The organism is Oceanicola sp. D3 (assembly GCF_006351965.1).
GTDB lineage: Bacteria > Pseudomonadota > Alphaproteobacteria > Rhodobacterales > Rhodobacteraceae > Vannielia.
Genome location: NZ_CP040932.1, coordinates 3,461,586 through 3,487,069, shown reverse-complemented (window position 1 = coordinate 3,487,069; position 25,484 = coordinate 3,461,586). Strand labels below are relative to the sequence as shown.

Genomic DNA, 25,484 nt, shown 5'->3' with positions numbered 1-25,484 from the left:
TGATATTTTTGCCGCAAAATTGAGCATTTTCAGTAGGTTGTGTGGCCTGCGACAGTTTGGTGTCATTTGGCCGCCGCTGTATCAAGGGAATCTCTAGGCGAGCGGATGTCCGCCGCCGCCGGCTTGCAGCCGAGTGAAATATCCTTGCCAGACAGGTGCTTGCCCGCTGCATCCCGCGCCCATCGCCCGGCCGAGGCGCCCCTCGAAGGCCTCGCCCCGTCACCGGTCGTCCCTGCCGCTTGGTTAACGGCAATCACCAAATAACCGCGCCAGGCCGACCGTCGCCCAGGTCGATGGCGGTCGAAAACGGCGCATTGTTCGGCACCGTCGCGATTGGCTTGGCCGCGTCCGCAGCCGTCTCCGCCGCCCGCCATTCGATCTGCTCGGCTCACAGCCTGCGCTCTGCGCAAGGCAATGGACTCGCCTCAATCTCTTCGCAGGTGCAAACACACTCGTTAACGGCACGGGCGGCCGCGGCGGGCGCAGGCGGGAGCGGGCTTCCGGCAGTTTTTGCGGTCCGGGCGCGGCTCAATGGCGTTAACTTTCGTTATTCTGCGCTGCGGCGCATACGCGTAGGTATGGGTTGTGCATAAGATGTGCATCACCTGTGCCTCTGCGCTTTTGCACATGAGGTGCCGGTAACGCACCGCACGCTATCGCGGTGCGCGGGGTCAGGCCGGTTTGGCACCCGCCGGTTCAAGCACCTCCAGCGGCTTGCGCTGCCGCCTCGGGCGCGCCTCCCCGCCGGGCGCATAAACCCGCTTGCTGGCTTCAAGAATAAAGACGCCCCCGGCCAGGTAGCTGGAGACCTTTCTTCCGGTTTTTTCCCAGAAATTCGAGGACTTGACCCAAAAGCGCCGGTGGCTCGGCGGGCTGAACAGCGCGGCCAGATGGCGCTCGGGCACAAAGCCGTTCGCCCGCAACTGCGCCTCCAACTGCCCCAGCGAATAGGGCCGGCCAAAGCCAAAGGGCGTCACATCGCGCCGCGCCCAGAGCCCGGCCCGGTTCGGCACGATAAACATCGCCCGCCCCCCGGGGCCCAGAACCCTATGAATTTCCTCAAGAAGTTTGCCCGGATTGTCGGTTGTTTCCAGCCCGTGAAGGCAGATGAGCTTGTCCACCTGTCCGGTCGTGACGGGCCAGAGCGTCTCTTCCACCAGCACCGAATGGTTGGCCCCACCCGCCGGCCAATGCGCCACCCCCTGCGCCCCCGGCATCAACGCCATCACCCTGCGCGCCTCGGCAAGGTAGGGCCGAAGCAGCGGCGTGGCAAAACCATAGCCCACAACGCTCTGCGCCTTCGCCTCAGGCCAGAGCGCGGTGACCTGATCGCGGATTGCCCGCTGGGCCACGCGCCCTAACTGGGTGCGATAGTAGAAGTTTCTCAGGTCGAGAACGTCCAGATGCATCGGTTGCCGGTGGTCCGCTCTTGGGTCAATCTGGCAAGACCATACCAGCGCCCCAAGGAAACGCCATGCCCCTCGAAGTCCTCACGGTCCCCTGCCTCGCCGACAACTACGCCTATGTGGTCAAAGGGCCAGATGGTGTTTGCCTCATCGACGCGCCCGAGGCCGGGCCGATCATTGATGCGCTGGAGGAAAAAGGCTGGAAACCCGGGGTGTTGATGATCACCCACCATCACCACGACCATGTTGGCGGGGTCGAGGAACTGCGCGAGAAATATGGCCTCAAGGTCATGGGCCCCAAAGCGGAGGAGGGCAAGCTGCCACCGCTCGACATGGGGCTGACCGAAGGGATGAACGGCGGCGGGGGCGAAGGCTATACTGTGCCGATCGACGTGCCCGGCCACACGCTGGGCCATATGGCCTTCCATTTTCCGAACGCGGGCGCGCTCTTCACCGCAGATAGCCTGATGGCGCTCGGCTGTGGGCGGGTGTTTGAGGGGACGATGGAGCAGATGCACGACTCGCTCCAGAAGCTCGCCGCCCTGCCGCCGGAAACAATGGTCTATTCCGGGCATGAATATACCACGGGCAACGCCAAATTCGCTCTCACCATCGACCCGGACAACACGGCGCTTCACGAACGGGTTAAGAAAGTGGCAGCCCAGCGGGAGGCCGGTGAACCGACGGCACAGGTTTCTCTGGCAGAAGAGTTGGCGACAAACCCGTTTCTGCGCACCTCCGATGCAGGCATTCGTGCCACACTGGCCATGAAAGACGCGTCTGATGCGGAGGTTTTTGCCGAAATCCGGCGGCGGAAGGATGCTTTTTGAGACGGTCGCCCTATAGTGCCGCCAGCGGCTCCGAGGGGCCGCTCAAACCGCCCGTGCAACCCGATCACATTTTGTGCAAATTCGGGTCTCGGGCAAAAAACTTCTCAGAAAAGACTTGAAGGTTCGGGTTTTCCACCGAACTTTAATCATATGAGGCCACGGTCAGGGACGGGCCTGAACCATCCTAGGCCACCAGGGAAAGGAGCACGCCACGTGCCATCGTTTTCGAACACCCTAGAGCAAGCAATTCACGCAGCTCTCGCGCTGGCAAATGCCCGCCGCCATGAGCTCGCCACGCTGGAGCATCTCCTGCTGGCGCTGATCGACGAGCCTGACGCCGCCAAGGTGATGCAGGCCTGCTCTGTCGATCTGGACGAACTTCGCAGCACTCTTAACGACTTCATTGATGAAGACCTGTCGACTCTCGTAACCGAGATCGAAGGCTCCGAAGCCGTGCCCACCGCCGCCTTCCAGCGGGTGATCCAGCGCGCCGCGATCCACGTGCAAAGCTCGGGCCGCACCGAGGTGACCGGTGCCAACGTGCTCGTCGCCATCTTTGCTGAGCGCGAGAGCAACGCCGCCTTCTTCCTGCAAGAGCAGGACATGACCCGCTATGACGCGGTCAACTTCATCGCCCATGGCGTCGCCAAAGATCCGGCCTTCGGGGAAACCCGCTCGGTTTCCGGCGCGACCGACATGGAAGGAGAGGCCGCCGCCGAAACGGTGAATGCCGAGCCTGAAGAGAAAGAGAGCGCGCTTTCCAAGTATTGCGTCGATCTGAACGCCAAGGCGAAGGATGGCGACGTCGATCCGCTGATCGGGCGCGAGCACGAGGTGGAGCGTTGCATTCAGGTGCTTTGCCGCCGCCGCAAGAATAACCCTCTGCTGGTGGGCGATCCGGGCGTGGGCAAAACCGCCATCGCCGAGGGCCTCGCGCGCAAGATCGTGCAGGGTGAAACGCCTGAGGTTCTCTCGCAATCCACTATCTACTCGCTCGACATGGGCGCGCTGCTCGCAGGCACCCGCTATCGCGGCGACTTCGAAGAGCGGCTGAAGGCCGTGGTGACCGACCTTGAAAAGCACCCCGACGCGGTGCTCTTCATCGACGAGATCCACACTGTCATCGGCGCCGGGGCAACCTCCGGCGGGGCGATGGATGCCTCCAACCTGCTGAAGCCCGCGCTTCAGGGCGGCAAGCTGCGCTGCATGGGCTCCACCACCTACAAGGAGTTCCGCCAGCACTTCGAGAAGGACCGCGCGCTCAGCCGCCGGTTCCAGAAGATCGACGTCAGCGAACCCACGGTTGAAGATAGCGTGAAAATCCTTAAGGGCCTCAAGCCTTACTTCGAGGAGCATCACGACATTAAATACACCGCCGACGCGATCAAATCGGCTGTCGAGCTTTCGGCCCGTTACATCAACGACCGCAAGCTGCCCGACAAGGCCATCGACGTGATCGACGAGGCTGGCGCGGCGCAGCATCTGGTGGCGGAATCCAAGCGCCGCAAGACCATCGGCGCCAAGGAGATCGAGGCCGTCGTGGCCAAGATCGCCCGCATCCCGCCGAAGAACGTCTCCAAGGATGACGCGACCGTGCTGAAAGATCTGGAGGCCTCGCTCAAGCGCGTCGTCTTCGGGCAGGACAATGCGATCACCGCGCTCTCCTCGGCAATCAAGCTGGCCCGTGCTGGCTTGCGTGAGCCTGAAAAGCCCATCGGCAACTACCTCTTCGCTGGCCCGACCGGCGTTGGTAAAACCGAGGTGGCCAAACAGCTCGCCAGCCAGCTCGGCGTGGAGCTGATGCGCTTCGACATGTCAGAATACATGGAGAAACACGCGGTTTCGCGGCTCATCGGGGCCCCTCCGGGCTACGTCGGCTTCGATCAGGGCGGCATGCTCACCGATGGCGTGGATCAAAACCCGCACTGCGTGCTCCTGCTCGACGAGATCGAAAAGGCGCACCCGGATGTTTACAACATCCTCCTGCAGGTGATGGACCACGGCAAGCTGACCGACCACAACGGCCGGACGACCGACTTCCGCAATGTGATCCTGATCATGACCTCCAACGCGGGTGCCGCCGAACAGGCCAAGGAAGCCATCGGCTTCGGGCGTGACCGGCGCACCGGCGAAGATGAAGCCGCCATCGAGCGCACATTCACGCCGGAGTTCCGCAACCGTCTGGACGCGGTGATCAGCTTCGCGCCGCTCGGCAAGGACACGATCCTTTCCGTGGTCGAGAAGTTCGTGCTCCAGCTTGAGGCCCAGCTGATGGACCGTGACGTGACCATAGAGCTGACGCCGAAAGCCGCTGAATGGCTCGCCGACAAAGGCTATGATGACAAGATGGGTGCCCGCCCGTTGGGCCGGGTGATCCAGGAGCACATCAAGAAGCCGCTCGCCGAAGAGCTTCTCTTCGGGCGGCTCACCAAGGGCGGGATCGTCAAGGTGGGTGTCAAGAATGGCGAGATCGACCTGCGGATGGAAGAACCGGCCAAGGCCCGCATCGGGTCGCGCAAGAAGCCACCGCTGCTCACGGCGGAATGACGAGCCGGATACGAGACATCAAGGAGCGCCCCCGGGCGCTCCTTTTGCGCATCGGCGCCGGGGCACTGGCCTTGATGCCCGCTCCCCTTCTCGCAGATCCGCCGCTGCTGGGGCTTCCGGTTGACTGCGCGCTTGGCCACAGCTGTTACATCCAACAATATTTCGATCGTGACCCCGATAAGGGCGAGGTGCAGGATCATGGCTGCGGTGCGCTTGCCAATGATGGCCATGGTGGCACCGATTTTGCCGTGGCCTCGCTGGAGCAGGTGGCCGCCGGTGTCACCGTCGTCGCCGCCGCGCCCGGCACCGTGATCGGCACACGTGACGGCATGCCGGACATCTCCATTCAGGATCCGAACGCCCCCGACCTTGAGGGCCGGGACTGTGGCAATGGCGTTGCCATCGACCACGGCGATGGTTGGGCCACCCAATATTGCCACCTTCGGGAAGGTTCGATTGTGGTTGAGCAGGGTCAGCGCGTTGCCATGGGCACGCCACTCGGGCTCATCGGCATGTCGGGCCGCGCCTCCTTCCCGCATGTGCATCTCACAGTGCGCAATGGCGACCAGAAGGTAGACCCTTTTGCGCCGGAGTCCGGCCCTGCCGCCTCTTGCGCCATGGCCGGAACGGATGAGGAAGCAGCCTCCCGCGCCACGCCGGGCGGGCGCGAGGGGCTTTGGCTTGAGCCGCCCGCCTATGTGCCGGGCGGGCTGATCGCGGTGGGCTTTGCAAGCAAGGTTCCGGCAATCGCAGAGGTGCGCGCGGGCCTACGCACCGCCCCCGTTACTTCACCCAAAACGCCGGCCTTGGTCGTTTGGGGCTATGCCTTTGCCGGGCAGGCCGGTGACGAGATCGAGATTGTGTTTGAAGGTCCGGAGGGGGAGATCGGGCGGCATTTGGATGTGCTAAAAAAGGCCCAACCCTTCGTGCTCCGCGCCTATGGCAAGCGCACCCCGGCGTCCGGCTGGCCTTGGGGGGTGTATCGCGGCACGGTGATTCACCGCCGCGGCGCGCAGGAACTCGGGCGGCGGTATATCGAGACCGAAGTCAATTAACCGGTTTTATATCAATGGCTTGAAGGGTTATCGCAGGAAGCCGATGGCATAGGTCGTCGCCATTTGGTGATGCGCGAGATATTCATCGAGCTTTTCCTGCACCGGCTGCCCGCCGGGGGCAGTGCCCGTCTCCAGTGCGCCAAGGCCACCCGAGATAAACACGCAATCCAGCCCTTCGCCCATTGCACCCTTCACATCGGTCAGCACCCCGTCACCAATGCACAGGATCGGCCCGGCAGGGTCGCCGCCGACCTCTGCCAGCCTCGCGCGGGCGAGGTCATAGATCGGCGGATGCGGCTTGCCGAAGTAAAGGCTCTCGCCCCCCATCTCGGTATAAAGCTTGGCCAGCGCGCCCGCACACCACTCGCGGCTCTCGCCCCGGTCAACCACGATATCGGGGTTGGCACAGAGCAGCTTCATGCCCTTCTGCTTGGCATAAAGGAACTGCCCCCGCATCTCCTCGGGGTCGGCAAACGGATCAAACGGGCCAGTGCAGACAATGCCCTCGGCCTCTTCCAGCGCCACCTGCTCAATGGCGACCGGGTCTTTCACAATGTGCAGGGGTTCAAAGAAGGTCTGGTCGAAGGGTTGCCCAATGAACCACACCTTGCTGCCCACGGCCCCACGGAACATCGCCGCGCGCGCGGAGTCGCCCGAGGTGGCGATCACATCCCATGCGTCATCGGGAACGCTCCATTGGCCAAGCTGCTTTTGCACCTCGGCGCGGGCGCGGGGGGCGTTGGTCAGCAACACCACCTTTTTCCCGGCGGCGCGAAATTGCTGAAGCGCAGCAACGGCTTCGGGGAAGGCGGTCACACCATTGTGGACACAGCCCCAGAGATCAACGAAGGCCGCGTCATATTGGTGCGCGACCTCCGCAAGGTTCTCGATGACCCGGCTCACGCCTCAGACCTTGAGCGCAGGGATGATCTGCTTTTTGCGGCTCATCACGCCGGGCAGCACCACGGTGTCACCCGAAACAGTCGCGCCAAAGCTCTTTTCGGCCACGGTCTTCACCAGATCGTTCGGCACCAGCAGCGTGGCCTCTTCGGCCAGAATGTCGATTACGAAGAGCAGCACCTGATCCACGCCATCTTCGGCGGCCACGGTCTTCATGCTCTCCATCAGCGAGTCCTTGCGGTCCAGCACGATCTTGGGCGCGGTGGTTTCCAGCACCGACACGCGGAACTTGGTGCCCTCGACCGGGTATTCCTTGCTGTCCATCCGCAGCAGCTCGGCATCCGAAAATGCCGATACATCGCTCTTGGCTTCAAACATCTCCGAGGCATAGGCGCTGAGGTCGATGCCCAGATCGGCGGCCAGTTCCTCGGCCAGCGCCTTGTCCTGCTCGGTCGTGGTGGGCGAGCGGAACTCCAGCGTGTCGGACAGGATGCACGACAGCATCAGCCCCTTGATCCCCTCGGGCATCTTGGCGGCATTCTCGCCCATCAGGTTGTGCATGATGGTCGCGGTGCAGGCCAGCGGCTTGATGGTGATGTCGATCGGCCCCTTTGTCTCGATCCCGCCGGTCAGCTTGTGGTGGTCGATGATCTGCAGAATGTCGGCGTCGTTGATCGCATCGGGCAGCTCGGCGGGGTTGTTGGTGTCAACGATCACCACCTGCTCACCCTCGCTCACCCCGTCGATGATCGCGGGCTGCTCGAAACCCCAGCGTTTCAGCACGAAAGCGGCCTCGGTGTTGGGCTCGCCCAGCAGCACGGCCTCGGCGGGCTGGCCGCGATGCTCGCTCATGTACCACGCCCAGATAAGCGGGGAGCCGGTGCTGTCGGTGTCGGGGGATTTATGGCCAAAAACCTTGATCGTCATATCATGCCTGCGTGTCTTGAGGAGGAGTCGCGGGCCTTATAGGCGGGGTAGGGGGCGTTGTCACCCGCCGCCATCGCGACGCCTTAGCGCAGCACCGGGTAGAGCGAGGCCACCAGCAGCACGGCCATGGTGATGTTGAACGCGCGCAGCCGGGCCGGGGAGGTGAGAAACCGGCGGATCTGCTGGCCAAGCGCCGTCCAGAGGCTGATAGAGGGGAAGGCGACCAGCGCGAAGGCGAATATGACGGCTGCCACGGCGGGCAGGCTATGGTCGGGCGCGTAAAGCGACAGGCCAGAGAGCGCCATTGTCCAGGCCTTCGGGTTCACCCATTGGAAGCCCGCCGCCTGTAGCAGTGTGAGCGGGCGGCCCTCGGCGCTGGCCTCTCGCGGCGCGCCTGCGTTGGCGATCTTCCATGCCAGCCAGAGCATATATCCCACCGCCACAACCTTCAGCACCAGCCCGGCCTGCGGAAGCACCTCGAAAACCGCCGAAAGCCCGAGGCCCACGGCGGAAAACAGCACCAGCATCCCCACCACGATTCCCAACATATGCGGGAGCGAGCGGCGGTAGCCGAAGTTGGCGCCCGAGGCGAGCAACATCATGTTGTTCGGCCCCGGCGTGGCGGTGCTGACGAAGGCAAAGCCGATGAGGGCAAGGAGGAGTGAATCTGTCATGGCGCAAGTATTGGCCGGGTTGCGCGGTGAGTGCTTGCGTTCTTGCGGCTAGCTGGCGCAAAATGCGCAATAAATGACGAAGATTGACGATATAAGCCGCCGAATATTGCGCGAACTCAGCCGTGATGGCCGCGTGAGCAACACCGAGCTGGCCGAGCGCGTGGGGCTGTCGCCCTCCGCCTGCTTGCGCCGGGTGCAGGAGTTGGAGCGCTCTGGTGTTATCCGTGGCTATCGCGCGGTGCTCGACCCGCAGGCGATGGGGCAGGGATTTGTGGCCATGCTGGGTGTGGGCTTGTCGGTGCACACCAAGAAGAGCCAAGAGGATTTCGAGAAGGCCATGGCGCGCGCCCCGCAGGTGCGGGAGTGTCACAACATCACCGGGGTGATCGAATACTTGCTGCGGGTGGAGGTGGAGGATATTGCCGCTTTCAAGCTCTTTCACACCGAGATTCTCGGGGCTTTGCCGCAGGTAAACTCGATCACCACCTATGTCGTCATGGGCTCTCCCAAGGACGAGCGCGGCTAGCACGAATTTTCCACAAAGCTTCGGTTGACTCCCCCTCGGCTCCTCCTTACATCGGCTACGTTATCACTCTCCCTAGGTGAGTGCTAACAGCAAGATTAACCTCGAACGAAGGAGCGTTCAGAGATGGCATTTACCCCGCTTCATGACCGTGTTGTCGTCCGCCGCGTCGAATCCGACGAAAAGACCGCCGGCGGCCTCATCATCCCCGATAGCGCCAAGGAAAAGCCCGCAGAAGGCGAAGTGATTTCCGTTGGTGCTGGCGCACGTGATGATGCCGGCTCGCGCATCGCCCCCGATGTGAAGGCCGGCGACCGTGTGCTGTTCGGCAAGTGGTCCGGCACCGAAGTTCAGATCGACGGCGAAGAGCTGCTGATCATGAAAGAGTCCGACATCATGGGCGTGATCGCCTAAGTCACCCGAATTTCACCAACGTCCTCAGAGACATAGGAGAATTGTAAAATGGCAAAAGACGTCAAGTTTGATACCGACGCCCGCAACCGCATGCTGAAGGGTGTCAACATCCTTGCCGATGCGGTCAAAGTCACCCTCGGCCCCAAAGGCCGTAACGTTGTGCTCGACAAGAGCTTCGGCGCGCCCCGCATCACCAAAGACGGTGTTTCGGTTGCCAAAGAGATCGAGCTCGAAGACAAGTTCGAGAACATGGGCGCTCAGATGGTGAAGGAAGTTGCTTCCCGCACCAACGACGAGGCCGGTGACGGCACCACCACTGCCACCGTGCTGGCTCAGGCCATCATCAAAGAGGGCATGAAGTCGGTTGCCGCTGGCATGAACCCGATGGACCTCAAGCGCGGCATCGACCTCGCGACCTCCAAAGTGGTTCAGGCCATCAAGGACGCCGCCCGCGAAGTGAACGACTCCGCCGAAGTGGCTCAGGTTGGCACCATCTCCGCCAACGGCGAAGCCGAGATCGGCCAGCAGATCGCTGACGCGATGCAGAAGGTCGGCAACGAGGGTGTCATCACCGTCGAAGAGAACAAGGGCCTCGAGACCGAGACTGAAGTTGTCGAAGGTATGCAGTTCGACCGTGGCTACCTCAGCCCCTACTTCGTCACCAACCCCGACAAGATGATCGCGGAGCTGGAAGACTGCATGATCCTGCTTCACGAGAAAAAGCTGACCTCGCTTCAGCCGCTCGTGCCGCTGCTCGAGCAGGTGATCCAGAGCCAGAAGCCGCTCCTCATCATCGCTGAAGACGTTGAAGGCGAGGCGCTGGCCACTCTCGTGGTCAACAAGCTGCGTGGCGGCCTGAAGATCGCTGCCGTCAAGGCACCGGGCTTCGGCGATCGCCGCAAGGCCATGCTGCAGGACATCGGCATTCTGACCGGCGGTCAGGTGATCTCCGAAGACCTCGGCATGAAGCTCGAGAATGTCACTATGGACATGCTCGGCACCGCCAAGACCGTGACCATCACCAAGGACGAAACCACCATCGTGGACGGCCATGGCGAGAAGTCCGAAATCGAGGCACGCGTTTCCCAGATCCGTCAGCAGATCGAAGAGACCACCTCCGACTACGACCGTGAGAAGCTGCAAGAGCGCGTGGCCAAGCTGGCCGGCGGTGTTGCCGTTATCCGCGTCGGCGGCATGACCGAAGTGGAAGTGAAAGAGCGCAAGGACCGTGTCGATGACGCGCTCAACGCGACTCGCGCTGCCGTTCAGGAAGGCGTTGTCGTCGGTGGCGGCGTGGCCCTGATCCAGGGTGCCAAGGCGCTTGACGGTGTGACTGGTGCAAACTCCGACCAGAACGCCGGTGTGGCCATCGTGCGCAAGGCGCTCGAAGCTCCGCTGCGTCAGATCGCCGAGAACGCCGGTGTCGACGGTTCCGTCGTCGCGGGCAAGATCCGCGAAAGCGACGACAAGGCCTTCGGCTTCAACGCTCAGACCGAAGAATATGGCGACATGTTCAAATTCGGCGTGATCGACCCCGCCAAGGTGGTCCGCACCGCGCTGGAAGATGCTTCTTCCGTGGCCGGCCTGCTCATCACCACCGAGGCGATGGTTGCCGACAAGCCCTCCAAAGAGGGTGCCGGCGGCGGTGCCCCCGACATGGGCGGTATGGGCGGCATGGGCGGCATGATGTAAGCCAGCCCGGCTTTCGAATACGGGAAAGGGCCACCTTCGGGTGGCCCTTTTTCTTTGCGCATCTGCAGGCTACTGAGCCCCATGCGCCTCGCCCTCCTGATCGCCCTCACCATGGCCGCTTTTGCTGCCAACTCTTTGCTCAACCGCGCGGCGGTTGATAGCGGCCGGATTGACCCGCTGGGCTTTGCCCTGCTGCGCGTGGCCTCGGGTGCCGCCATGCTTTGGCTGGTGCTTGCGCTTCGAGGCAAGGGCAGGGGGCTTTCGCTCCGTTCTGTCCCATGGGCCGGGGCGCTCTCGCTCGCGGCCTATATGCTCGGCTTTTCGCTGGCCTATCTCACCCTTGGGGCCGGGCTCGGGGCGCTTATCCTCTTCGGCGTGGTGCAGATCACCATGTTTTCCGTGGCGGCCCTGCGTGGAGCGCCTCTCGGGCCGCAGCGCCTTGCCGGGGCGGGGCTTGCCTTTGCCGGACTGGCTTGGCTGCTCTGGCCCGGTGGCAGCCTGTCGGTTGACCTCACCGGGGCGGCTTTGATGGTTGCCGCAGGCGTTGGTTGGGGCGTTTACACCCTTGCGGGGAAGGGCGCTGCCGATCCGCTCTCAGCGACGGCTGCCAACTTCCTGTGGTGCCTGCCGCTTATGGTGCTGGCCTTGATTTTTGCACTGCCCGGCTGGCCTGCGCCGGGTGGCGTGGTGCTGGCAGTTATCGCCGGCGCCGTGACATCGGGGCTTGGTTATGCGCTCTGGTACGCGCTGCTGCCTCGGGTCGAAACCACCACCGCCGCCGTTGTTCAGCTCTCGGTGCCGGTCATCGCGCTCGCTGCCGGGGCCCTGCTGCTGGGCGAGGCGCTGAGCCTCGCGCTCATGCTCGCCAGTGCCGTTGTGCTTGGTGGCATCGCTCTGGTCGTCACCGCGCCAGCGGCTCCAGCGGGTCGTAGCCAAAGTCGCGGTTGAAGGCCACGTCACCCAGGCTTCCGGGCTTGTGGGGCAGCGTGGCCAGTTCTTCGGCCGTCACCCAGCACCGTCTGGTCACCACCTTCTCAGGGTCTTCCCAATCGTCACGCAGCTCACCGGCCAAGACCTTGCAGCGAAAGAAGATTTCGACCTGATGAAAGCCCGTGGCCTCCTCGTGATACTCATTCACCAGGCAGGGCGGGCCTACGCTCACGGTTAGTCCGGTTTCTTCATGCACCTCGCGGGCGAGGTTGTTGGGCAGCGAGCTGTGCATTTCGGCACCGCCGCCGGGTGCGCACCAAAGCGGGTTCTTCGGGTCGGCCCAGGCGTTGACGATAAGCAGGCGGTCGTCCTGAACGATGATGGCGCGGGTCGCGAGGCGGATTGGCATGGCCGCAACGTGACGTTGCGGCGCGGTGGTGGCAAGGGGTCAGGACAGTGCCTATCTGAGTGCGATGCGCCTGATCCTTGCCCTCGCTCTCGCCCTTACCGCCGCTCCAGCTGCCGCGAAAGACTGTGTTGTCTTGCTCCATGGCCTCGCCCGCGGCACCGGCTCGATGGCACCACTTGAACTGGCGCTCACCGAGGCGGGTTATAATGTGGTCAACAAGGGCTACCCCTCCACCCGTCAGCCGGTGGAGGAACTGGTTGCAGCCGTTCCGGCAGCCTATGCCGCCTGCGAAGGCGCGCGGGTGCACTTTGTCACCCACTCCATGGGCGGCATCCTGCTGCGTCTCTGGCTGGAAGAGGCCCGCCCCGAACGGCTTGGCCATGTGGTGATGATGGGCCCGCCCAACGAGGGCAGCGAGCTGGTCGACACACTCTCCGACTGGGCGCTGTTTTCCGCCATCAACGGCCCGGCAGGCGATCAGCTTGGCACTGATGCGGCCAGCCTGCCCAATACGCTCGGCCCGGCGTGGTTTGGCCCCGGCATTATCGCGGGCACCCTCAGCTTCAACCCGGTCTATTCGTCGATCATTCCCGGCCCGGATGACAGCAAGGTTGCAGTCAAGCACACCCATGTGGAGGGCGAGGCCGATCACATCGCGCTTCCCGTCACCCATACCTTCATGATGACCAACCCGGTCGTCATGGCGCAGGTGCTGACCTTCCTTGATCGCGGAGCTTTCGACCCCTCGCTGGGCTATGCTGACGCCGTGGCGATGGGGTTGAAAGAAATCAGCGAGTAGCCGGCTTTACCCGGTTTACGTGCCCCATTTTGCGTCCGGGGCGGGCTTCGGCCTTGCCATAAAGGTGCAACGCGGCGTGAGGCTCTTTGGCGATCTCCGGCACCCGCAGGATGTCGTCACCAATGAGGTTTTCCATCTCCACGTCCGAGTGCCGCTTGCCATCGCCCAGCGGCCATCCGGCCACGGCGCGAATGTGCTGCTCGAACTGGTCCACCGCGCAGCCGTTCTGCGTCCAATGGCCGGAATTGTGCACGCGCGGGGCGATCTCGTTCACGATCAGCTTGCCCGGCGTCACGAAGAGCTCCACCCCCATGACGCCCACGTAATCCAGCGCATTAAGGATCTTGCCCGCCAGCAGCGCGGCATCCAGCGCCAGCCGGGGCGGCAGCTTGGCCGGAACCGTGGTGGTGGCCAGAATGCCGGATTTGTGGACGTTTTCGCCAAGGTCGAAGCACACGACCTCGCCCGTCAGGCCCCGCGCGGCGATTACTGAAACCTCTAGCGAGAAGTCGACAAAGCCTTCCAGAACTGCCTCGGCGCCTTCCATCGCGGCCCATGCCGTCGGCGCATCTTCCGCCGACTTCAGCCGCGCCTGCCCTTTGCCATCATAGCCGAGCCGCCGGGTCTTTAGGATCGAGGGCGCGCCGATTGTCGCCACCGCCTCGGCCATTTCGGCATCGGAAGCCACGGGCGCGAAGGGGGCCGTTTCCAGCCCCAGCCCGCGCAGAAATTCCTTCTCCGTCAGCCGGTCTTGGCTGACCCGCAGCGCCTCGCGCCCGGGGCGGATCGGGCGGATCGCCTCCAGCACATCAAGCGCGGCGGTGGGGATGTTTTCGAACTCGTAGGTGATGACATCGACGCTTTCGGCAAACTGCTTCAGCGCCGCCTCGTCGTCATAGCCCGCCTGTGTCACCTGCGCTGCCACGTCGCCTGCCGGGGCCGCACCCGGCTCGAAGATATGTGCCTTGTAGCCAAGCCTTGCCGCGGCGACCGAGAGCATGCGCCCCAACTGCCCGCCGCCCAAAATGCCAATGGTCGATCCCGGTGCCAGCGGCTCACTCATCGCGCGGCTCCTCGGGGATAGACGCCGAGAGGGCATCGCGCCATGTGTCCAGACGCTCAGCCAGCGCTTCATCTGAGACGGCCAGAATGCCTGCCGCCATCAGCCCCGCGTTCACCGCGCCCGCCTCGCCAATCGCCATGGTCGCAACCGGAAAGCCGCGCGGCATCTGCACGATCGAATAGAGGCTGTCGACACCGCTCAGGGCCCGCGTCTGCACCGGAACGCCCACCACGGGCACCCGCGTTTTGCTGGCCATCATGCCGGGCAGATGCGCCGCGCCGCCCGCGCCCGCGATAATGACCTTCAGGCCACGCGCGGCAGCTTCCTTGCCGTAGGTCCAGAGCCTGTCGGGTGTGCGGTGGGCCGAAACGATCTTTGCCTCATAGGCCACCCCGAGCTCGTCCAGCACATCGGCGGCATGCTTCATCGTCGGCCAGTCGGACTGGCTGCCCATGATGATGCCAACTACTGGATTTGCCATGCTTCAAGGCTCCTCTTCCGGCTAAAGAGCGGCCTTTATAGCCGCGCCGCAGGCTTACGCAATGATGTCGGGGTAAAGCTCGTCTTCGATCCGCGAAATCTCATCCTTCAGCGCCAGTTTCTTCTTCTTCAGTCGCTGCAGGGTGAAGGTATCTCCCGTACCTTTGAGTTGAATCGCCTTGATCGCCTCGTCGAGCTCACGATGCTCGCGCTTGAGCACCTCCAGCTTTACGCGGAGCACCTCTTCATGGCTCATTTCGCCGGGAGCGTTCATCGGGCTGGATCTTCAAATTGGTGGCAAGTGCGCCGATCATATGCATTTTCCGGCTTCGCTCAATGGCCAGCCCTTGCCCGAAGCGGCTTCAATCCCCATATTTCCTCTGTGGTCGCCAGCATGGGGCCGCTTTCCGCATCGTCGCTTGAGCAAAAGGGCAGTGCCAGATGAGCAAACTCACACTCGGGTCTCACCCGTTTCTCCTCGGTTTCGAGCAGCTTGAAAGGCTGGTTGAACGCACGGCAAAGACCGGCAACGAGGGCTACCCTCCCTTCAATATCGAGCAATCGGGCGAAAACGCCTATCGGATCACCCTCGCGGTGGCAGGTTTTTCGGAACAGGATCTGTCGATCACGGTTGAGGATTCACAGCTTGTCATTCGCGGCCGTCAGGCGGACGACGATGACGGGCGGGTGTTTTTGCACCGTGGCATCGCCGCCCGGCAGTTTCAGCGCAGTTTCGTGCTGGCCGAAGGCGTGGAGGTGGCTGGCGCGAAGCTGGAAAACGGGCTTTTGCACGTGGATCTCAACCGCGCCGCGCCCGAAACGGTGGTTCAGACGATCAAGATAGATCGCGGCTGACCGGGCTGGTCCGAGGGACGGACAACCTGCAAAGGAGACGTGTGATGGACACGAAGTTTGCTGAACAAATCATGGAAGATGGCGAGCGGCCCATCGTTTACGTGCGCAAGGTCGAGGTGAAAGATCTGCCCGACGAGGTGCGCGACCAGGCGCAGGCTGCGGGCGACATCTACGCCGTGCATAACGATGAGGGCGAGCGTTTGGCGCTGGTTCAGGGCCGCGAATTGGCCTTTGTTCTGGCCCGCCAGCACGACATGGCCCCCGTGCCGGTGCACTGAGCCGTCAGGGCGCCCAAATCCCATATTGATCGCGCATCAGCTCTGCGCATTTGAGGTTGGCTGTGGGTTTATCGGCCCCCCCTATCGAACTGCGCCGCAGGGCAAACGCACCATCGAACGGCATGACAAAGCCCCCGTGCCATAGGCCGGGGGCTTCATCGGGTTTACTGTCGATCAGACTGCGGCGACGAGGCCCATCTGTTCGAGCTTCAGCAGCACCTGATGGGCGCAGTTGTCCACATCGGTGCCCTCTGTCTCGACCCGCAACTCGGGGTTTTCGGGCACATCGTAGGGATCGGAGATGCCGGTGAACTCCTTGATCTTGCCCTCGCGTGCCAGCTTGTAGAGGCCTTTGCGGTCGCGCCGCTCGCACTCTTCGATGCTGGTCGCCACGTGGATTTCGACGAAGGCACCATAGGCTTCCACATCCTCACGCACGGCCCGGCGGGTGGTGGCATAGGGCGCGATGGGCGCACAGATGGCGATGCCGCCGTTCTTGGTGATCTCGCTGGCCACGTAGCCGATGCGGCGGATGTTTAGGTCGCGGTGCTCCTTGGAGAAGCCCAACTCGGAGCTGAGATTTTTGCGCACGATGTCACCATCGAGCAGCGTCACCGGGCGGCCGCCCATTTCCATCAGCTTCACCATAAGCGCGTTGGCGATGGTGCTCTTGCCCGAGCCGGAGAAGCCGGTGAAGAACACGGTGAAGCCCTGCTTGGCCCGCGGCGGGCGGGTGCGGCGCAGCTCCTTGACCACCTCGGGGAACGAGAACCACTCAGGGATTTCGAGGCCCTCGGCCAGACGGCGGCGCAGCTCGGTGCCGGAGATGTTGAGGATGGTCACCTTGTCCTTGTCGGTGATCTCGTCCATCGGCTCGTATTGCGCGCGCTCCTGCACCCAGACCATGTGCTTGAAGTCGACCATTTCGATGCCGATCTCGCTCTGGTGCTCGCGGAACAGCTCCTGCGCGTCATAGGGGCCGTAAAAATCTTCGCCAGCCGAGTTCTTGCCGGGTCCGGCGTGGTCGCGGCCCACGATGAAGTGGGTGCAGCCGTGGTTGGCGCGGATCAGCCCGTGCCAGACGGCCTCACGCGGGCCAGCCATGCGCATGGCGAGGTTCAGCAGGCTCATGGTGGTGGTGGCGCCCGGGTATTTGTCGAGCACGGCCTCGTAGCAGCGCACACGGGTGAAGTGATCGACGTCGCCCGGCTTGGTCATGCCGACGACCGGGTGGATCAGCAGGTTGGCCTGGGCTTCCTTGGCAGCGCGGAAGGTCAGCTCTTGGTGGGCGCGGTGCAGGGGGTTGCGCGTTTGGAACGCCACAACGCGGCGCCAGCCGAGCTTGCGGAAGTAGGCGCGCAGCTCGTTGGGGCTGTCGCGGCGACCGCGGAAATCATAGTGGATCGGCTGTTGCAGGCCGGTGACGGGGCCGCCGAGATAGATCTTGCCAGCCTGGTTGTGCAGGTAGTTCACCGCCGGGTGGGCGGAGTCATCGGCGCCAAACACCTTCTCGGCTTCGCGGGCTTTGTTGGGCTCCCACTTGTCGGTCACGGTCATGGTGGCGAGGATCACGCCCTCTTGGTCGCGCAGGGCGATGTCTTGGCCGAGTTCGATGGTGTCAGCGAAGGCTTCGCTCACGTCCAGCGTGATCGGCATCGGCCACAGGGAGCCATCTGCGAGACGCATGTTTTCGACGACGCCGTTGTAATCTTCTTCGGAGAGGAAGCCTTTGAGCGGGTTGAAGCCGCCGTTCATCAGCAGTTCAAGGTCGCAGATCTGGCGCGGGGTGAGGTCATGCGAGGTCAGCTCGGCGGCTTCGACCTTCAGCTTCTGGGCGGATTCGTAAGAGACGTAGAGCTCCGGAATCGGGGCGAGGTTGTTCTGCATCAGGGTGCTCCTGTATTTCAGTGGTATCAGGTCGCTCACCGAACCCGTGAGTTCGGCGTGGAGAGCGGTGTATTCAGCGAATTTTCGAGAGAGGAACGCATCAATCAGGCGTTCTTTCTTGGCCTGCCCGGCTTTGGTGAGGGCATAGGCAAAGCGTTGGCGACGATCGGGGCCGGCGCGTTCTTCCATTGTGATGAGGCCTGCGGCGGCGGTGGCGCGCAGTTGGGTGTTGAGCTTTCCGAGAGAGACCTTGAGCGCCTCGGCAATACTGCGCTGGCTGGCGTCCGGTGCCCGTTCGAGCTGACGCAGCAGCAAGAACAGCTGGTCCTCGTTGGGGAGTTGGGGCTTATCCGTATGCGCGGTCATGGCGGAGGCAGGCGACTCAAAGTGTGTTCAACGATGAACACATGTCACTCTTTCTCCGTTCACGAAAGGCCCAAGTTGTCGCACGGACAGGTTGTTGCCGAATTGCTGCGCTGCTGCGGAGGAGCGCCTTGCCCATCGCTTGAGGGCATCTTGCGTGAGCGGGGTAAAATCCGGGTTAACAGGGCGACAACAACTTGGCAGCCCGCCTAGAGAAAAGGGCGCTGCCCGTTTCCGGACTGCGCCCTTGTTTGATGCGTCTCTGAAAAGCGTCAGGTGCTTGCAGGCTCGTTTGCTGCTTGCGGGTCAGGCTCGGCGGCCTCGCCCTGTTCGGCCAGCCAACGCTCTGCGTCCAGTGCGGCCATGCAGCCCATGCCAGCGGAGGTCACGGCTTGGCGATACTTGTGATCGGTCAGGTCGCCAGCGGCGAAGATGCCGGGCACCGAGGTCTCCGTGCTGCCGGGCGTGACCTTGACGTAGCCGCCGTTGTGCAGCTCCAGCTTGCCCTTCACCAGCTCTGTCGCGGGCGCATGGCCGATGGCCACGAACACACCCTTGGCCGGGATCTCGGTGATCTCGCCGGTTTTGGTGTGCCGCACGCGGATGCCCTCCACGCCCAGCGGGTTATCCTCGCCGACAACTTCCTCAAGCTCATGGAACCACAGAGTTTCGATCTTGGGGTTCTTCAGCAGCCGGTCTTGCAAGATCTTTTCGGCGCGCAGCTCGTCGCGGCGGTGGATCAGCGTGACCTTGCTGGCAAAGTTGGTCAGGAAGAGCGCTTCTTCCACGGCGGTGTTGCCGCCGCCGATCACCACGATCTCCTGTCCGCGATAGAAGAAGCCGTCACAGGTGGCGCAGGCGGAAACGCCAAAGCCTTTGAACTTCTCCTCGCTCTCCAGCCCCAGCCACTTGGCGCGTGCGCCGGTGGCAAGAATGACCGAGTCGGCGGTGTAGATGTTGCCTGAGTCGCCCTTGGCCACGAAGGGGCGGCTCTCGGTATCAAGCTCAACGATGATGTCACCGATGATCTCGCAGCCCATCGCCTTGGCGTGGGCTTCCATCCGCACCATCAGGTCGGGGCCTTGAACCTCGGTATCGCCGGGCCAGTTTTCGACCTCGGTGGTGGTGGTCAACTGCCCGCCGGGCTCAATGCCCTGCACCAGGATCGGCGAAAGCATCGCGCGGGAGGCATAGACCCCCGCCGTGTAGCCCGCCGGGCCGGAGCCGATGATCAGGGTTTTGGTGTGGCGCGTCTCGCTCATCGCGGCCCCCTTGCTGGTGTGGAATCGAATGCCTCAGGGCATATAGGCCTCAGCGGGGCGGAGAGAAAGGGCAGGCGCGCTCTGCAAGGACAGCTGTTCTGTTTCTTGCGCAAACATGAAACATTCTTGCGTGTTCTCCCGCCTCAGCATACAAAACCGCAAATCGGGGGGGAAGATGGCCACATCGAAACTTGATGAGATCGACCGGAACATCCTCGCTCAGCTTCAGGCCGACGGGAGAATGACCAATGTTGCCCTCGCCGAGAAGGTGGGCATCTCGGCTCCGCCCTGCCTGCGCCGTGTTCGTGCGTTGGAAGAAGCGGGTTACATCAAGGGCTACCATGCCGATGTCGACAGCCGGGAGCTGGGCTTTGAGGTGCAGGTGTTTGCGATGGTTGGCCTTAACAGCCAGGCCGAGGCCGATCTGGCCGCCTTTGAGCAGCGCTGCCGCGACTGGCCGCTGGTGCGGGAGTGCCACATGCTCAACGGGGAGATCGACTTTATCCTGAAGTGCGTCGCCCCCGATCTTTCCAGCTTCCAGAGCTTTCTGACCGGGCAGCTGCTGACCGCGCCGAATGTGGCCAGCGTGAAGACCTCGCTGGTGATCCGCTGCGCCAAGGATGACCCGGGTGTGCCGTTTGACGTACTCGAAGAGCGGCTGGCCAAAACCGCCTGACCCCTGAAACGGCAACGGCCCCGCCGGGAGGGCGAGGCCGAATGCTTGATGGTGTGCGGGCGGCTGGTCAGGCGGCGCGCAGGTTTTCCACTTCAAAAGCGGTGAGGCGCGGCACCCGCATTTGTCCGAAGTCGTCGAACTGCTGAATGTGGGGGAACAGCGCGAGGAAAAGCGCGGCCATCTCACGGTCATGCATGGCTTCTGACTTCAGCCCCGGATGGAAGCTCTCCACCTCCACACCATTGGCATAGAAGGTTTGCTGGCCGTCGAAGCAAAGCTGCCAGACCTTTTGCGGCGACATCGGAGAAATCTCGATGACGTTGACACCATCAATGAAGGCATGGGCAGGCGCGAAGGCTTCTTCGGTGCCGACCATGTGCACACAGGCTGAGCTACGGTAGAGCAGGCGCGCCCTTGGGCCGAGCATCAGATCTGGCGCGGGGCGGCCGAGGCCGAAGGTATCGGTGGCCACGCGCACCATCTTCTGAGGCTCTCGCCCCGGTGCCCGTGCGGCCAGTTCGCCGCTTTCGGGAAACACCATCATCGAGCCGACCCAAAGCAATTTTTGCGGGCCATCCGAGGTTTCCACGAAGGTGCCGGGCAAGAGGTCTTCCACGGCCGTGAGGCCATCGACCGTGGAAATCAGCGCTCCCCGGCCAAGCGCCGAGAATGCATCTTCAAATAGTGGGGTGGCCGGAGCCACCCGCTGAAACTCGTCTACATCACCGTTGGAAGCGAGATAGGAAACCTCGAAGCGGCGGGTGAGAGGCATCACCCGCCGAGGTTTCGAGCGAGCGTCCGGTTGAGACGCCCAGGAGGTTTGCCCCGAGATTTCTCTCTGAGGGCGCGTTGCGTCCGTCGCGAGGCCAGCGACGGGATGGCGAGGGTACACCATGCGATAGCACCTTTCGGTTCGATCACATCTGCCTGGCCCCCACCAAAGAGCGCAGAAGGATTTGTCTTGAGGAGGAAAGTGGCGACAAAAGGCGCGTACTGTCAAAGAAAGGGAGCGATTTGGCGCGGAGCGTGGGCCAATCGGGCGAGATCGGCGCAACTGTTTCGGCTCCGTGGCGCGGCTTGCCATATTCTGATTCCATCGCGGATGGCACGCGCCCAGAATCAGGCAGCCCGCCGGGGGAGGACCGGCGGGCTGTCTTTTTGCCGGGGGGGAAACTGCCCGGCGAGGGAAACTCGTTAAACGGCGATCAGGCCGTAAGAAGATTGAGCCGGCTCATCCGCGCCTCGCGGCGGGCGATCATCTGGGCGCGGCGTGTGCCACGTTCCCAAGGCATCTGCACCTTCAGCGCCTCGGCTGACATGGTCGATTGCTTGATCCAACGCATCTTCATCTGTCTTCAACTCCTGCTCGTCTTGTCGCTCTGTGCCTGTGGGCTTGTTGCCCGTTTGAGAACAATCTCACTCGCAACTGGGGCGTTGTTTGGGCGGCATTGGAGAATTTTCAGAAAGTTTTAGGCGCCTGGAGAATGAAATCTGGCAGGGCGTGCCGGGTGCGCTCTGCCTTTGCAAAATTGGGGTCTGGCGAGGTGAGGAAACAGTGGCGCGGCGCGGCGGGCATTGTTTCGGGTCGCTATTGTGGCGAGCGCTTGGCGGGGGCTGCCCCAATCATGCCCCGATCAAAGGCGGATCGCGGAAATGAGTCGCCCGTAGTCGGCCTCTCCCCGGTGGGTCGTGCGGCGGTAGGAGTAGAATCGCCCCGGGTCAGAATAGGTGCAGTGCCCTGTCCATTCTGCCGCGCCAACGCCCGCTTCGCGCAGCATGTGCAGGCCGAAGCCGGGCAGGTCGAATTGCATCCGGTCGCCTTGGCCCCCGGCAAAGAAGCGGGAGAACTCCGGGCTTTCTGCCATGAAGTCTTCGAAGAACTCGGGGCCAACCTCATAGGCGCGTTGGCTGATGGAAGGGCCTATGACGGCGGCGATGTTTTCGCGCTTTGCTCCAAGTGCTTCCATGGCCTCGACGGTGGCCGAGAGCACCCCGGAGAGCGCCCCGCGCCAGCCTGCGTGCGCTGCGCCGACCACGCCTGCCTCGGCATCGCAAAACAGCACAGGCTGGCAATCGGCGGTGAGGATGGCGATGGCGAGGCCGGGGGTGGCGGTAACGAGGGCATCGGCCTTCGGCTTGTCTCCCGAGAGCGGCTCGGTGACCGTGACCACATCGGGCGAATGCACCTGATGGACGGTCAGCAGGCTGTCGGGCGGTACATCCATTGCCCCGGCCACGCGAGACCGGTTGAGTTCAACGGCATCGGAGAGGTCAGAAGAGCCGCCCCCGCAGTTGAGCCCTTCGAACACGCCCGAGGAGGCCCCGCCCTTACGGGTGAAGAAGCCATGGGCCACGGGCGCGAGGGCTGGGGCGGTGATGATTTCGAGGGTCATTTGCTCAGAACCCCGGCGGCGTCGCCGTGCTGGTGGGATGAAGTGCGAGACACTTGAAGAGCCTCCCCATTTCATCGGGGTGGGTCAAGCGGCGATGCGCGGCGATGTGGGAGGTTAGCGCTTCGCCGGTCAAGCGGGCCGCCAAAGACTGCGCGCGCTGGGTGATGCCAAGCCGTTCAAGGAACACGCCTTGCGGTGTGAGCGGCGCGGCTTCGGCAGGGCCACGGGCGGCGGCGAGCGCCCCGAAGTCGACATGGGCCGTCAGGTCGGCCTCGCCGGGTGTGGCCAGCGCGGAGATTGGCTGGTGGGCCTTGAGGGCTTGCAGCGTGTCGCCGCGCGAGAGGGGCGCGCCGTAGTCGATGACAAGCGCGGCCCCGGCGCGGTGATGGGCGAGGCGCTGGCCGATCTGGTTGACGATCGCGGTGGCGGGCGCGCAGGTTTCGACGATCTCGCCGGGGGCGGTGTCGGCCTCGCGGAAGGCAAGCTCTGGGGCTACAGCCGGGCGGGTGGTGAAGCTGAGCGCGCCGTCTTGCAGGCCGATGCAGCGCTCGGCCCAGCCCGCCTCGGTACGGATGAACTGGCGGATAGGGAGCGCGTCGAAAAACTCGTTGGCAACGAGAAAGAGCGGGCCTTCGGGAAGGGCGTCGACTGACGGGGCCCATTGCGGGGTGTAGGCCTCAAGCCGTTCCGCTTGGGCTTGGCGCAGCTGGGGCGAGGCCTCTACCAGCACAAGCTGTGCGGCCTCGGCGAAGCCCGGCACCCGGCTGGCAGCCCTCAGCGCGTCGGCCATCAAGGTGCCCCGGCCCGGCCCCAGCTCGGCCAGCACGAAGGCGCCGGGGGCGCCGTGATCTGTCCAGACCTGCGCGAGCCAGAGACCGATAAGCTCGCCGAACATCTGGGAAATTTCCGGCGCTGTGATGAAGTCACCCGCCGCGCCGAGAGGGTCGCGGGTGGTGTAGTAGCCGTGCTCGGGATCGGTCAGGCAGGCCTGCATGAAGGCGTCCACCCCGATTGGCCCGTCGGCCTCTATCCGGGCGGCCAGCTTTGCGGCGAGCGGCGTCATGCCGGGGCAGTGCGCCTCTGGCGGAGAAGCGCGTAGAGGATGAGGCCGAGCCCCAGCGCCACCATCGGCAGGCTGAGTTGCTGGCCCTTGGTGATGCCCCATTCGCCCAGCCGCATCACGTAGCCTGCCGGGTTGTCAGGCGTCATGAATTGCTCATCCGCCAGCCGGTAGAACTCGACGATGAAGCGCGAAACGCCATAGCCAAGGAAGAAGACGCCCACCGTCAGCCCCGGTATCTTGAAGGAGCCGCGCAGCGCCATGATCAGCAGGATCAGCCCAAGCAGCAGCCCTTCCAGCCCGGCCTCATAAAGCTGCGAAGGATGCCGCGCGACTTCGGTGCCGTAGTAGAACCATTCGCCCGCCACCTCGCAGCCCTGCCGGATCGGATCATGGCACATGGAGGGGAACTTTACGCCCCAAGCCACATCGGTTGGCCGCCCGTAGAGCTCGGCGTTGATGAAGTTGGCGACGCGCCCAAAGAACAGCCCGGGCGGCACGCAGACGGCGAGCAGATCGGCGATGTTCATCTTGGGGATCGCATGACGGGCGCAGAAGATCCAGACCCCGATGACCACGCCCAAGAGCCCGCCGTGAAAGGCCATGCCGCCATCCCAGAGCCGAATGATCTGGTCGGGGTTTTCCCAATAGAACATGGGCTTGTAGAACAGCACGTAGCCCATGCGCCCGCCAAGGATGATGCCCAGCACGATCCATGTGACCATGTCGTCACCCTTGTCGCGGCTAAGCGGGGCGGTGTTGCCGGGCCAGAGGGTTGCGCGGGTGCCGAGGGCAATGCCCATGCGCCAGCCCGCCAGAATACCGGCGATATAGGCCAGTGCGTACCAGCGGAGCGAGAAGGACAAGCCGAAAAGCTCAAGCGTGAAGATCGCCGGGTCGATCTCGGGGAAAGGGATAAGCGCCTGCATGGGCGCAATTGGCCGCGCCGGGCGGGCAGTGTCAACCTTGCTAATCGGCCCAAGGCCCCCCATATGAGGGGCACCTGCGACCCAGCCCTAAGAGGAGGCCCCATGCAGACCCGTAACAAGATTTTCGACGACCTTTCGCAACTGATGACGAATGCCATGGGTGTGGCCCAGGGCGCGAAGGATGAAGCGGAGACGGCGCTGCGCGGCTGGATGGACCGGTGGCTGGTGGATCGGGACTTTGTGACCCGCGAAGAATTTGATGCCGTGCGTGCCATGGCGCAGAAGGCCCGTGAGGAGAACGAGGCGCTCAAGGCCCGGCTCGACGCGCTGGAAGCGGCTTCGAAGTAGCACCGGCCTCAACTTCGATGATGAACGGCGCCTCTCGGGGCGCCGTTTTTGTTTGCCCGACCCGCGTTCCGCAGGGGCACCTCCCTGCATTTCGTGTCTGCTCAAGAGTTGTCCACAACTTATTGCCGTATGCCGCAAGATTTGGCTTTACACAGGCGAGTGATCCCGCGCACGATATCTAGTAAGGGCGGTGGGGAGCCCCACCGGACCTAGAGCAGGCAACAAGTTCTGGCAGCCGCAGAGCTAGCAGAACGAACCATAGAAGGGGCCGGGCATGTCACTTTCCGAAACTTACTTGGAATCCGAGGATCTTCACCCGATCGACATCGTCGAGACGCTGGCGGAGCACAACGCCTGGGATTTTGACCGCATCGCCGACGATCAGATCGCCATGGCGGTGGAAGGCCAGTGGCGCACCTACTCGATCACCCTCGCTTGGTCTGGCTATGATGAAACCCTTCGCCTGATCTGCACCTTCGAGATGGAGCCGCCGGAAGATAAGCACGGTGCCCTTTACGAAGTGCTTAACAGCGTGAACGACATGTGCTGGGCCGGGGCCTTCACCTTCTGGGCCGAGCAGAAGCTGATGGTCTATCGCTACGGCCTCGTCATGGGTGGCGGGCAGATGGCGCACCCCGAGCAGATCGACAAGCTGATCGGCGCGGCGGTGAGCGCGGCCGAGCGTTTCTACCCGGCGATGCAGCTTGTGGTCTGGGGCGACCGGCCCGCGAAAGACGCCATGCAGGTGGCGATTGCGGAGGCCTACGGGCGCGCCTAAGGTCTG

The 25,484-nt window shown here is 63.3% G+C and carries 28 protein-coding genes; 13 read left to right on the top strand and 15 right to left on the bottom strand.

Translation table 11 applies throughout. The features are described 5' to 3' along the window. Window positions 1-671 precede the first annotated feature (671 nt). Window positions 672-1,409 (bottom strand): methyltransferase domain-containing protein, encoded by a 738-nt coding sequence (locus FHY55_RS17395; protein WP_140015393.1) that lies wholly within the window; start codon window positions 1,407-1,409, stop codon window positions 672-674. A 65-nt stretch (window positions 1,410-1,474) separates the two neighbouring features. Between FHY55_RS17395 and gloB the strand changes: the two genes are divergently transcribed. The 3 genes from gloB (at window position 1,475) to FHY55_RS17380 (ending at window position 5,838) form a co-directional block, all read left to right on the top strand. Continuing rightward, window positions 1,475-2,236: a hydroxyacylglutathione hydrolase gene (gene gloB, locus FHY55_RS17390; protein WP_140015392.1), complete on the top strand. Its 762-nt coding sequence runs from the start codon at window positions 1,475-1,477 to the stop codon at window positions 2,234-2,236. A gap of 213 nt (window positions 2,237-2,449) precedes the next feature. Next, window positions 2,450-4,783, top strand: coding sequence for an ATP-dependent Clp protease ATP-binding subunit ClpA (gene clpA / locus FHY55_RS17385; protein WP_140015391.1), 2,334 nt, complete (start codon window positions 2,450-2,452; stop codon window positions 4,781-4,783). 74 nt (window positions 4,784-4,857) lie between these two features. Beyond that, window positions 4,858-5,838, top strand: coding sequence for a M23 family metallopeptidase (locus FHY55_RS17380; protein ID WP_168223047.1), 981 nt, complete (start codon window positions 4,858-4,860; stop codon window positions 5,836-5,838). 27 nt (window positions 5,839-5,865) lie between these two features. Here FHY55_RS17380 and FHY55_RS17375 read toward each other — a convergent pair whose 3' ends face one another. From FHY55_RS17375 to FHY55_RS17365, 3 genes are all read right to left on the bottom strand, one after another. Continuing rightward, a complete protein-coding gene (locus FHY55_RS17375) occupies window positions 5,866-6,741 on the bottom strand; it encodes a TIGR01459 family HAD-type hydrolase (RefSeq protein ID WP_140015389.1) in 876 nt (291 codons plus the stop codon). A 3-nt stretch (window positions 6,742-6,744) separates the two neighbouring features. After that, window positions 6,745-7,665, bottom strand: coding sequence for a manganese-dependent inorganic pyrophosphatase (locus tag FHY55_RS17370; RefSeq protein WP_140015388.1), 921 nt, complete (start codon window positions 7,663-7,665; stop codon window positions 6,745-6,747). Window positions 7,666-7,748: 83 nt separating this feature from the next. Next, window positions 7,749-8,339, bottom strand: coding sequence for a LysE family translocator (locus tag FHY55_RS17365; protein ID WP_140015387.1), 591 nt, complete (start codon window positions 8,337-8,339; stop codon window positions 7,749-7,751). A gap of 73 nt (window positions 8,340-8,412) precedes the next feature. Between FHY55_RS17365 and FHY55_RS17360 the strand changes: the two genes are divergently transcribed. The 4 genes from FHY55_RS17360 to FHY55_RS17345 all read left to right on the top strand — a co-directional run bounded on the left by FHY55_RS17360 (window position 8,413) and on the right by FHY55_RS17345 (window position 11,916). Further along, entirely contained in the window at window positions 8,413-8,865 is a 453-nt protein-coding gene (locus tag FHY55_RS17360) for an Lrp/AsnC family transcriptional regulator (RefSeq protein WP_140015386.1), read from the top strand. Window positions 8,866-8,988: 123 nt separating this feature from the next. After that, the gene (locus FHY55_RS17355) at window positions 8,989-9,276 is read left to right on the top strand and encodes a co-chaperone GroES (RefSeq protein WP_140015385.1); all 288 of its coding nucleotides are present in this window, start codon (window positions 8,989-8,991) and stop codon (window positions 9,274-9,276) included. 48 nt (window positions 9,277-9,324) lie between these two features. Next, complete coding sequence (gene groL / locus FHY55_RS17350) at window positions 9,325-10,968, top strand: chaperonin GroEL (RefSeq protein WP_140015384.1); 1,644 nt, start codon at window positions 9,325-9,327, stop codon at window positions 10,966-10,968. A gap of 81 nt (window positions 10,969-11,049) precedes the next feature. Then, a complete protein-coding gene (locus tag FHY55_RS17345; protein WP_140015383.1) occupies window positions 11,050-11,916 on the top strand; it encodes a DMT family transporter in 867 nt (288 codons plus the stop codon). Here FHY55_RS17345 and FHY55_RS17340 read toward each other — a convergent pair. After that, window positions 11,870-12,307 (bottom strand): NUDIX domain-containing protein, encoded by a 438-nt coding sequence (locus tag FHY55_RS17340; RefSeq protein ID WP_140015382.1) that lies wholly within the window; start codon window positions 12,305-12,307, stop codon window positions 11,870-11,872. The two genes, FHY55_RS17345 and FHY55_RS17340, sit on opposite strands and share 47 nt — an antisense overlap. A 28-nt stretch (window positions 12,308-12,335) precedes the next feature. On the opposite strand from FHY55_RS17340, the gene FHY55_RS17335 reads away from it, so the two are divergent. Continuing rightward, window positions 12,336-13,106 carry a triacylglycerol lipase gene (locus FHY55_RS17335; protein WP_254695357.1) on the top strand — a complete coding sequence of 257 codons (771 nt, stop codon included), beginning with the start codon at window positions 12,336-12,338 and terminating at the stop codon, window positions 13,104-13,106. Here the strand turns inward: FHY55_RS17335 and FHY55_RS17330 are convergent. From FHY55_RS17330 to FHY55_RS17320, 3 genes are read right to left on the bottom strand one after another with little or no spacing between them, the layout of a single operon-like run. Then, the gene (locus tag FHY55_RS17330; protein ID WP_140015381.1) at window positions 13,096-14,169 is read right to left on the bottom strand and encodes a 5-(carboxyamino)imidazole ribonucleotide synthase; all 1,074 of its coding nucleotides are present in this window, start codon (window positions 14,167-14,169) and stop codon (window positions 13,096-13,098) included. The genes FHY55_RS17335 and FHY55_RS17330 overlap by 11 nt on opposite strands. Then, window positions 14,162-14,650 carry a 5-(carboxyamino)imidazole ribonucleotide mutase gene (gene purE, locus FHY55_RS17325; protein WP_140015380.1) on the bottom strand — a complete coding sequence of 163 codons (489 nt, stop codon included), beginning with the start codon at window positions 14,648-14,650 and terminating at the stop codon, window positions 14,162-14,164. The genes FHY55_RS17330 and purE overlap by 8 nt, the downstream gene beginning before the upstream one ends. A 54-nt stretch (window positions 14,651-14,704) precedes the next feature. Further along, on the bottom strand, window positions 14,705-14,923 hold the full coding sequence (locus FHY55_RS17320; protein ID WP_140015379.1) for a YdcH family protein: 219 nt from the start codon (window positions 14,921-14,923) through the stop codon (window positions 14,705-14,707). Between the two features lie 167 nt (window positions 14,924-15,090). Between FHY55_RS17320 and FHY55_RS17315 the strand changes: the two genes are divergently transcribed. Together FHY55_RS17315 and FHY55_RS17310 are read left to right on the top strand one after the other, a co-directional pair. Beyond that, window positions 15,091-15,504, top strand: coding sequence for an Hsp20 family protein (locus FHY55_RS17315; protein WP_140015378.1), 414 nt, complete (start codon window positions 15,091-15,093; stop codon window positions 15,502-15,504). Between the two features lie 44 nt (window positions 15,505-15,548). Then, window positions 15,549-15,782 carry a DUF1150 family protein gene (locus tag FHY55_RS17310; protein ID WP_140015377.1) on the top strand — a complete coding sequence of 78 codons (234 nt, stop codon included), beginning with the start codon at window positions 15,549-15,551 and terminating at the stop codon, window positions 15,780-15,782. A 174-nt stretch (window positions 15,783-15,956) separates the two neighbouring features. On the opposite strand, the gene FHY55_RS17305 is transcribed toward FHY55_RS17310, so the two are convergent. Continuing rightward, window positions 15,957-18,035: a bifunctional sulfate adenylyltransferase/adenylylsulfate kinase gene (locus FHY55_RS17305; RefSeq protein ID WP_140015376.1), complete on the bottom strand. Its 2,079-nt coding sequence runs from the start codon at window positions 18,033-18,035 to the stop codon at window positions 15,957-15,959. 269 nt (window positions 18,036-18,304) lie between these two features. Continuing rightward, on the bottom strand, window positions 18,305-19,294 hold the full coding sequence (gene trxB / locus FHY55_RS17300; RefSeq protein ID WP_140015375.1) for a thioredoxin-disulfide reductase: 990 nt from the start codon (window positions 19,292-19,294) through the stop codon (window positions 18,305-18,307). Between the two features lie 175 nt (window positions 19,295-19,469). On the opposite strand from trxB, the gene FHY55_RS17295 reads away from it, so the two are divergent. After that, window positions 19,470-19,970 carry an Lrp/AsnC family transcriptional regulator gene (locus tag FHY55_RS17295; protein WP_140015374.1) on the top strand — a complete coding sequence of 167 codons (501 nt, stop codon included), beginning with the start codon at window positions 19,470-19,472 and terminating at the stop codon, window positions 19,968-19,970. Between the two features lie 67 nt (window positions 19,971-20,037). Here FHY55_RS17295 and FHY55_RS17290 read toward each other — a convergent pair whose 3' ends face one another. The 5 genes from FHY55_RS17290 to lgt all read right to left on the bottom strand — a co-directional run bounded on the left by FHY55_RS17290 (window position 20,038) and on the right by lgt (window position 24,352). Beyond that, window positions 20,038-20,742: a Hint domain-containing protein gene (locus tag FHY55_RS17290; protein ID WP_168223046.1), complete on the bottom strand. Its 705-nt coding sequence runs from the start codon at window positions 20,740-20,742 to the stop codon at window positions 20,038-20,040. A gap of 433 nt (window positions 20,743-21,175) precedes the next feature. Continuing rightward, window positions 21,176-21,319, bottom strand: coding sequence for a hypothetical protein (locus FHY55_RS20600; RefSeq protein WP_168223045.1), 144 nt, complete (start codon window positions 21,317-21,319; stop codon window positions 21,176-21,178). Window positions 21,320-21,604: 285 nt separating this feature from the next. Beyond that, on the bottom strand, window positions 21,605-22,363 hold the full coding sequence (gene pgeF / locus FHY55_RS17285) for a peptidoglycan editing factor PgeF (protein WP_140015372.1): 759 nt from the start codon (window positions 22,361-22,363) through the stop codon (window positions 21,605-21,607). A 4-nt stretch (window positions 22,364-22,367) separates the two neighbouring features. Next, entirely contained in the window at window positions 22,368-23,426 is a 1,059-nt protein-coding gene (locus tag FHY55_RS17280) for a class I SAM-dependent methyltransferase (protein WP_140015371.1), read from the bottom strand. Then, a complete protein-coding gene (gene lgt, locus FHY55_RS17275) occupies window positions 23,423-24,352 on the bottom strand; it encodes a prolipoprotein diacylglyceryl transferase (protein ID WP_140015370.1) in 930 nt (309 codons plus the stop codon). Before lgt ends, FHY55_RS17280 begins: the two co-directional genes overlap by 4 nt. 102 nt (window positions 24,353-24,454) lie before the next feature. Here lgt and FHY55_RS17270 point away from each other — a divergent pair, with 102 nt between their 5' ends. Continuing rightward, window positions 24,455-24,700 carry an accessory factor UbiK family protein gene (locus FHY55_RS17270; protein WP_140015369.1) on the top strand — a complete coding sequence of 82 codons (246 nt, stop codon included), beginning with the start codon at window positions 24,455-24,457 and terminating at the stop codon, window positions 24,698-24,700. Between the two features lie 274 nt (window positions 24,701-24,974). Beyond that, on the top strand, window positions 24,975-25,478 hold the full coding sequence (locus tag FHY55_RS17265; RefSeq protein WP_140015368.1) for a YbjN domain-containing protein: 504 nt from the start codon (window positions 24,975-24,977) through the stop codon (window positions 25,476-25,478). The last annotated feature ends 6 nt before the right edge of the window (window positions 25,479-25,484 follow it).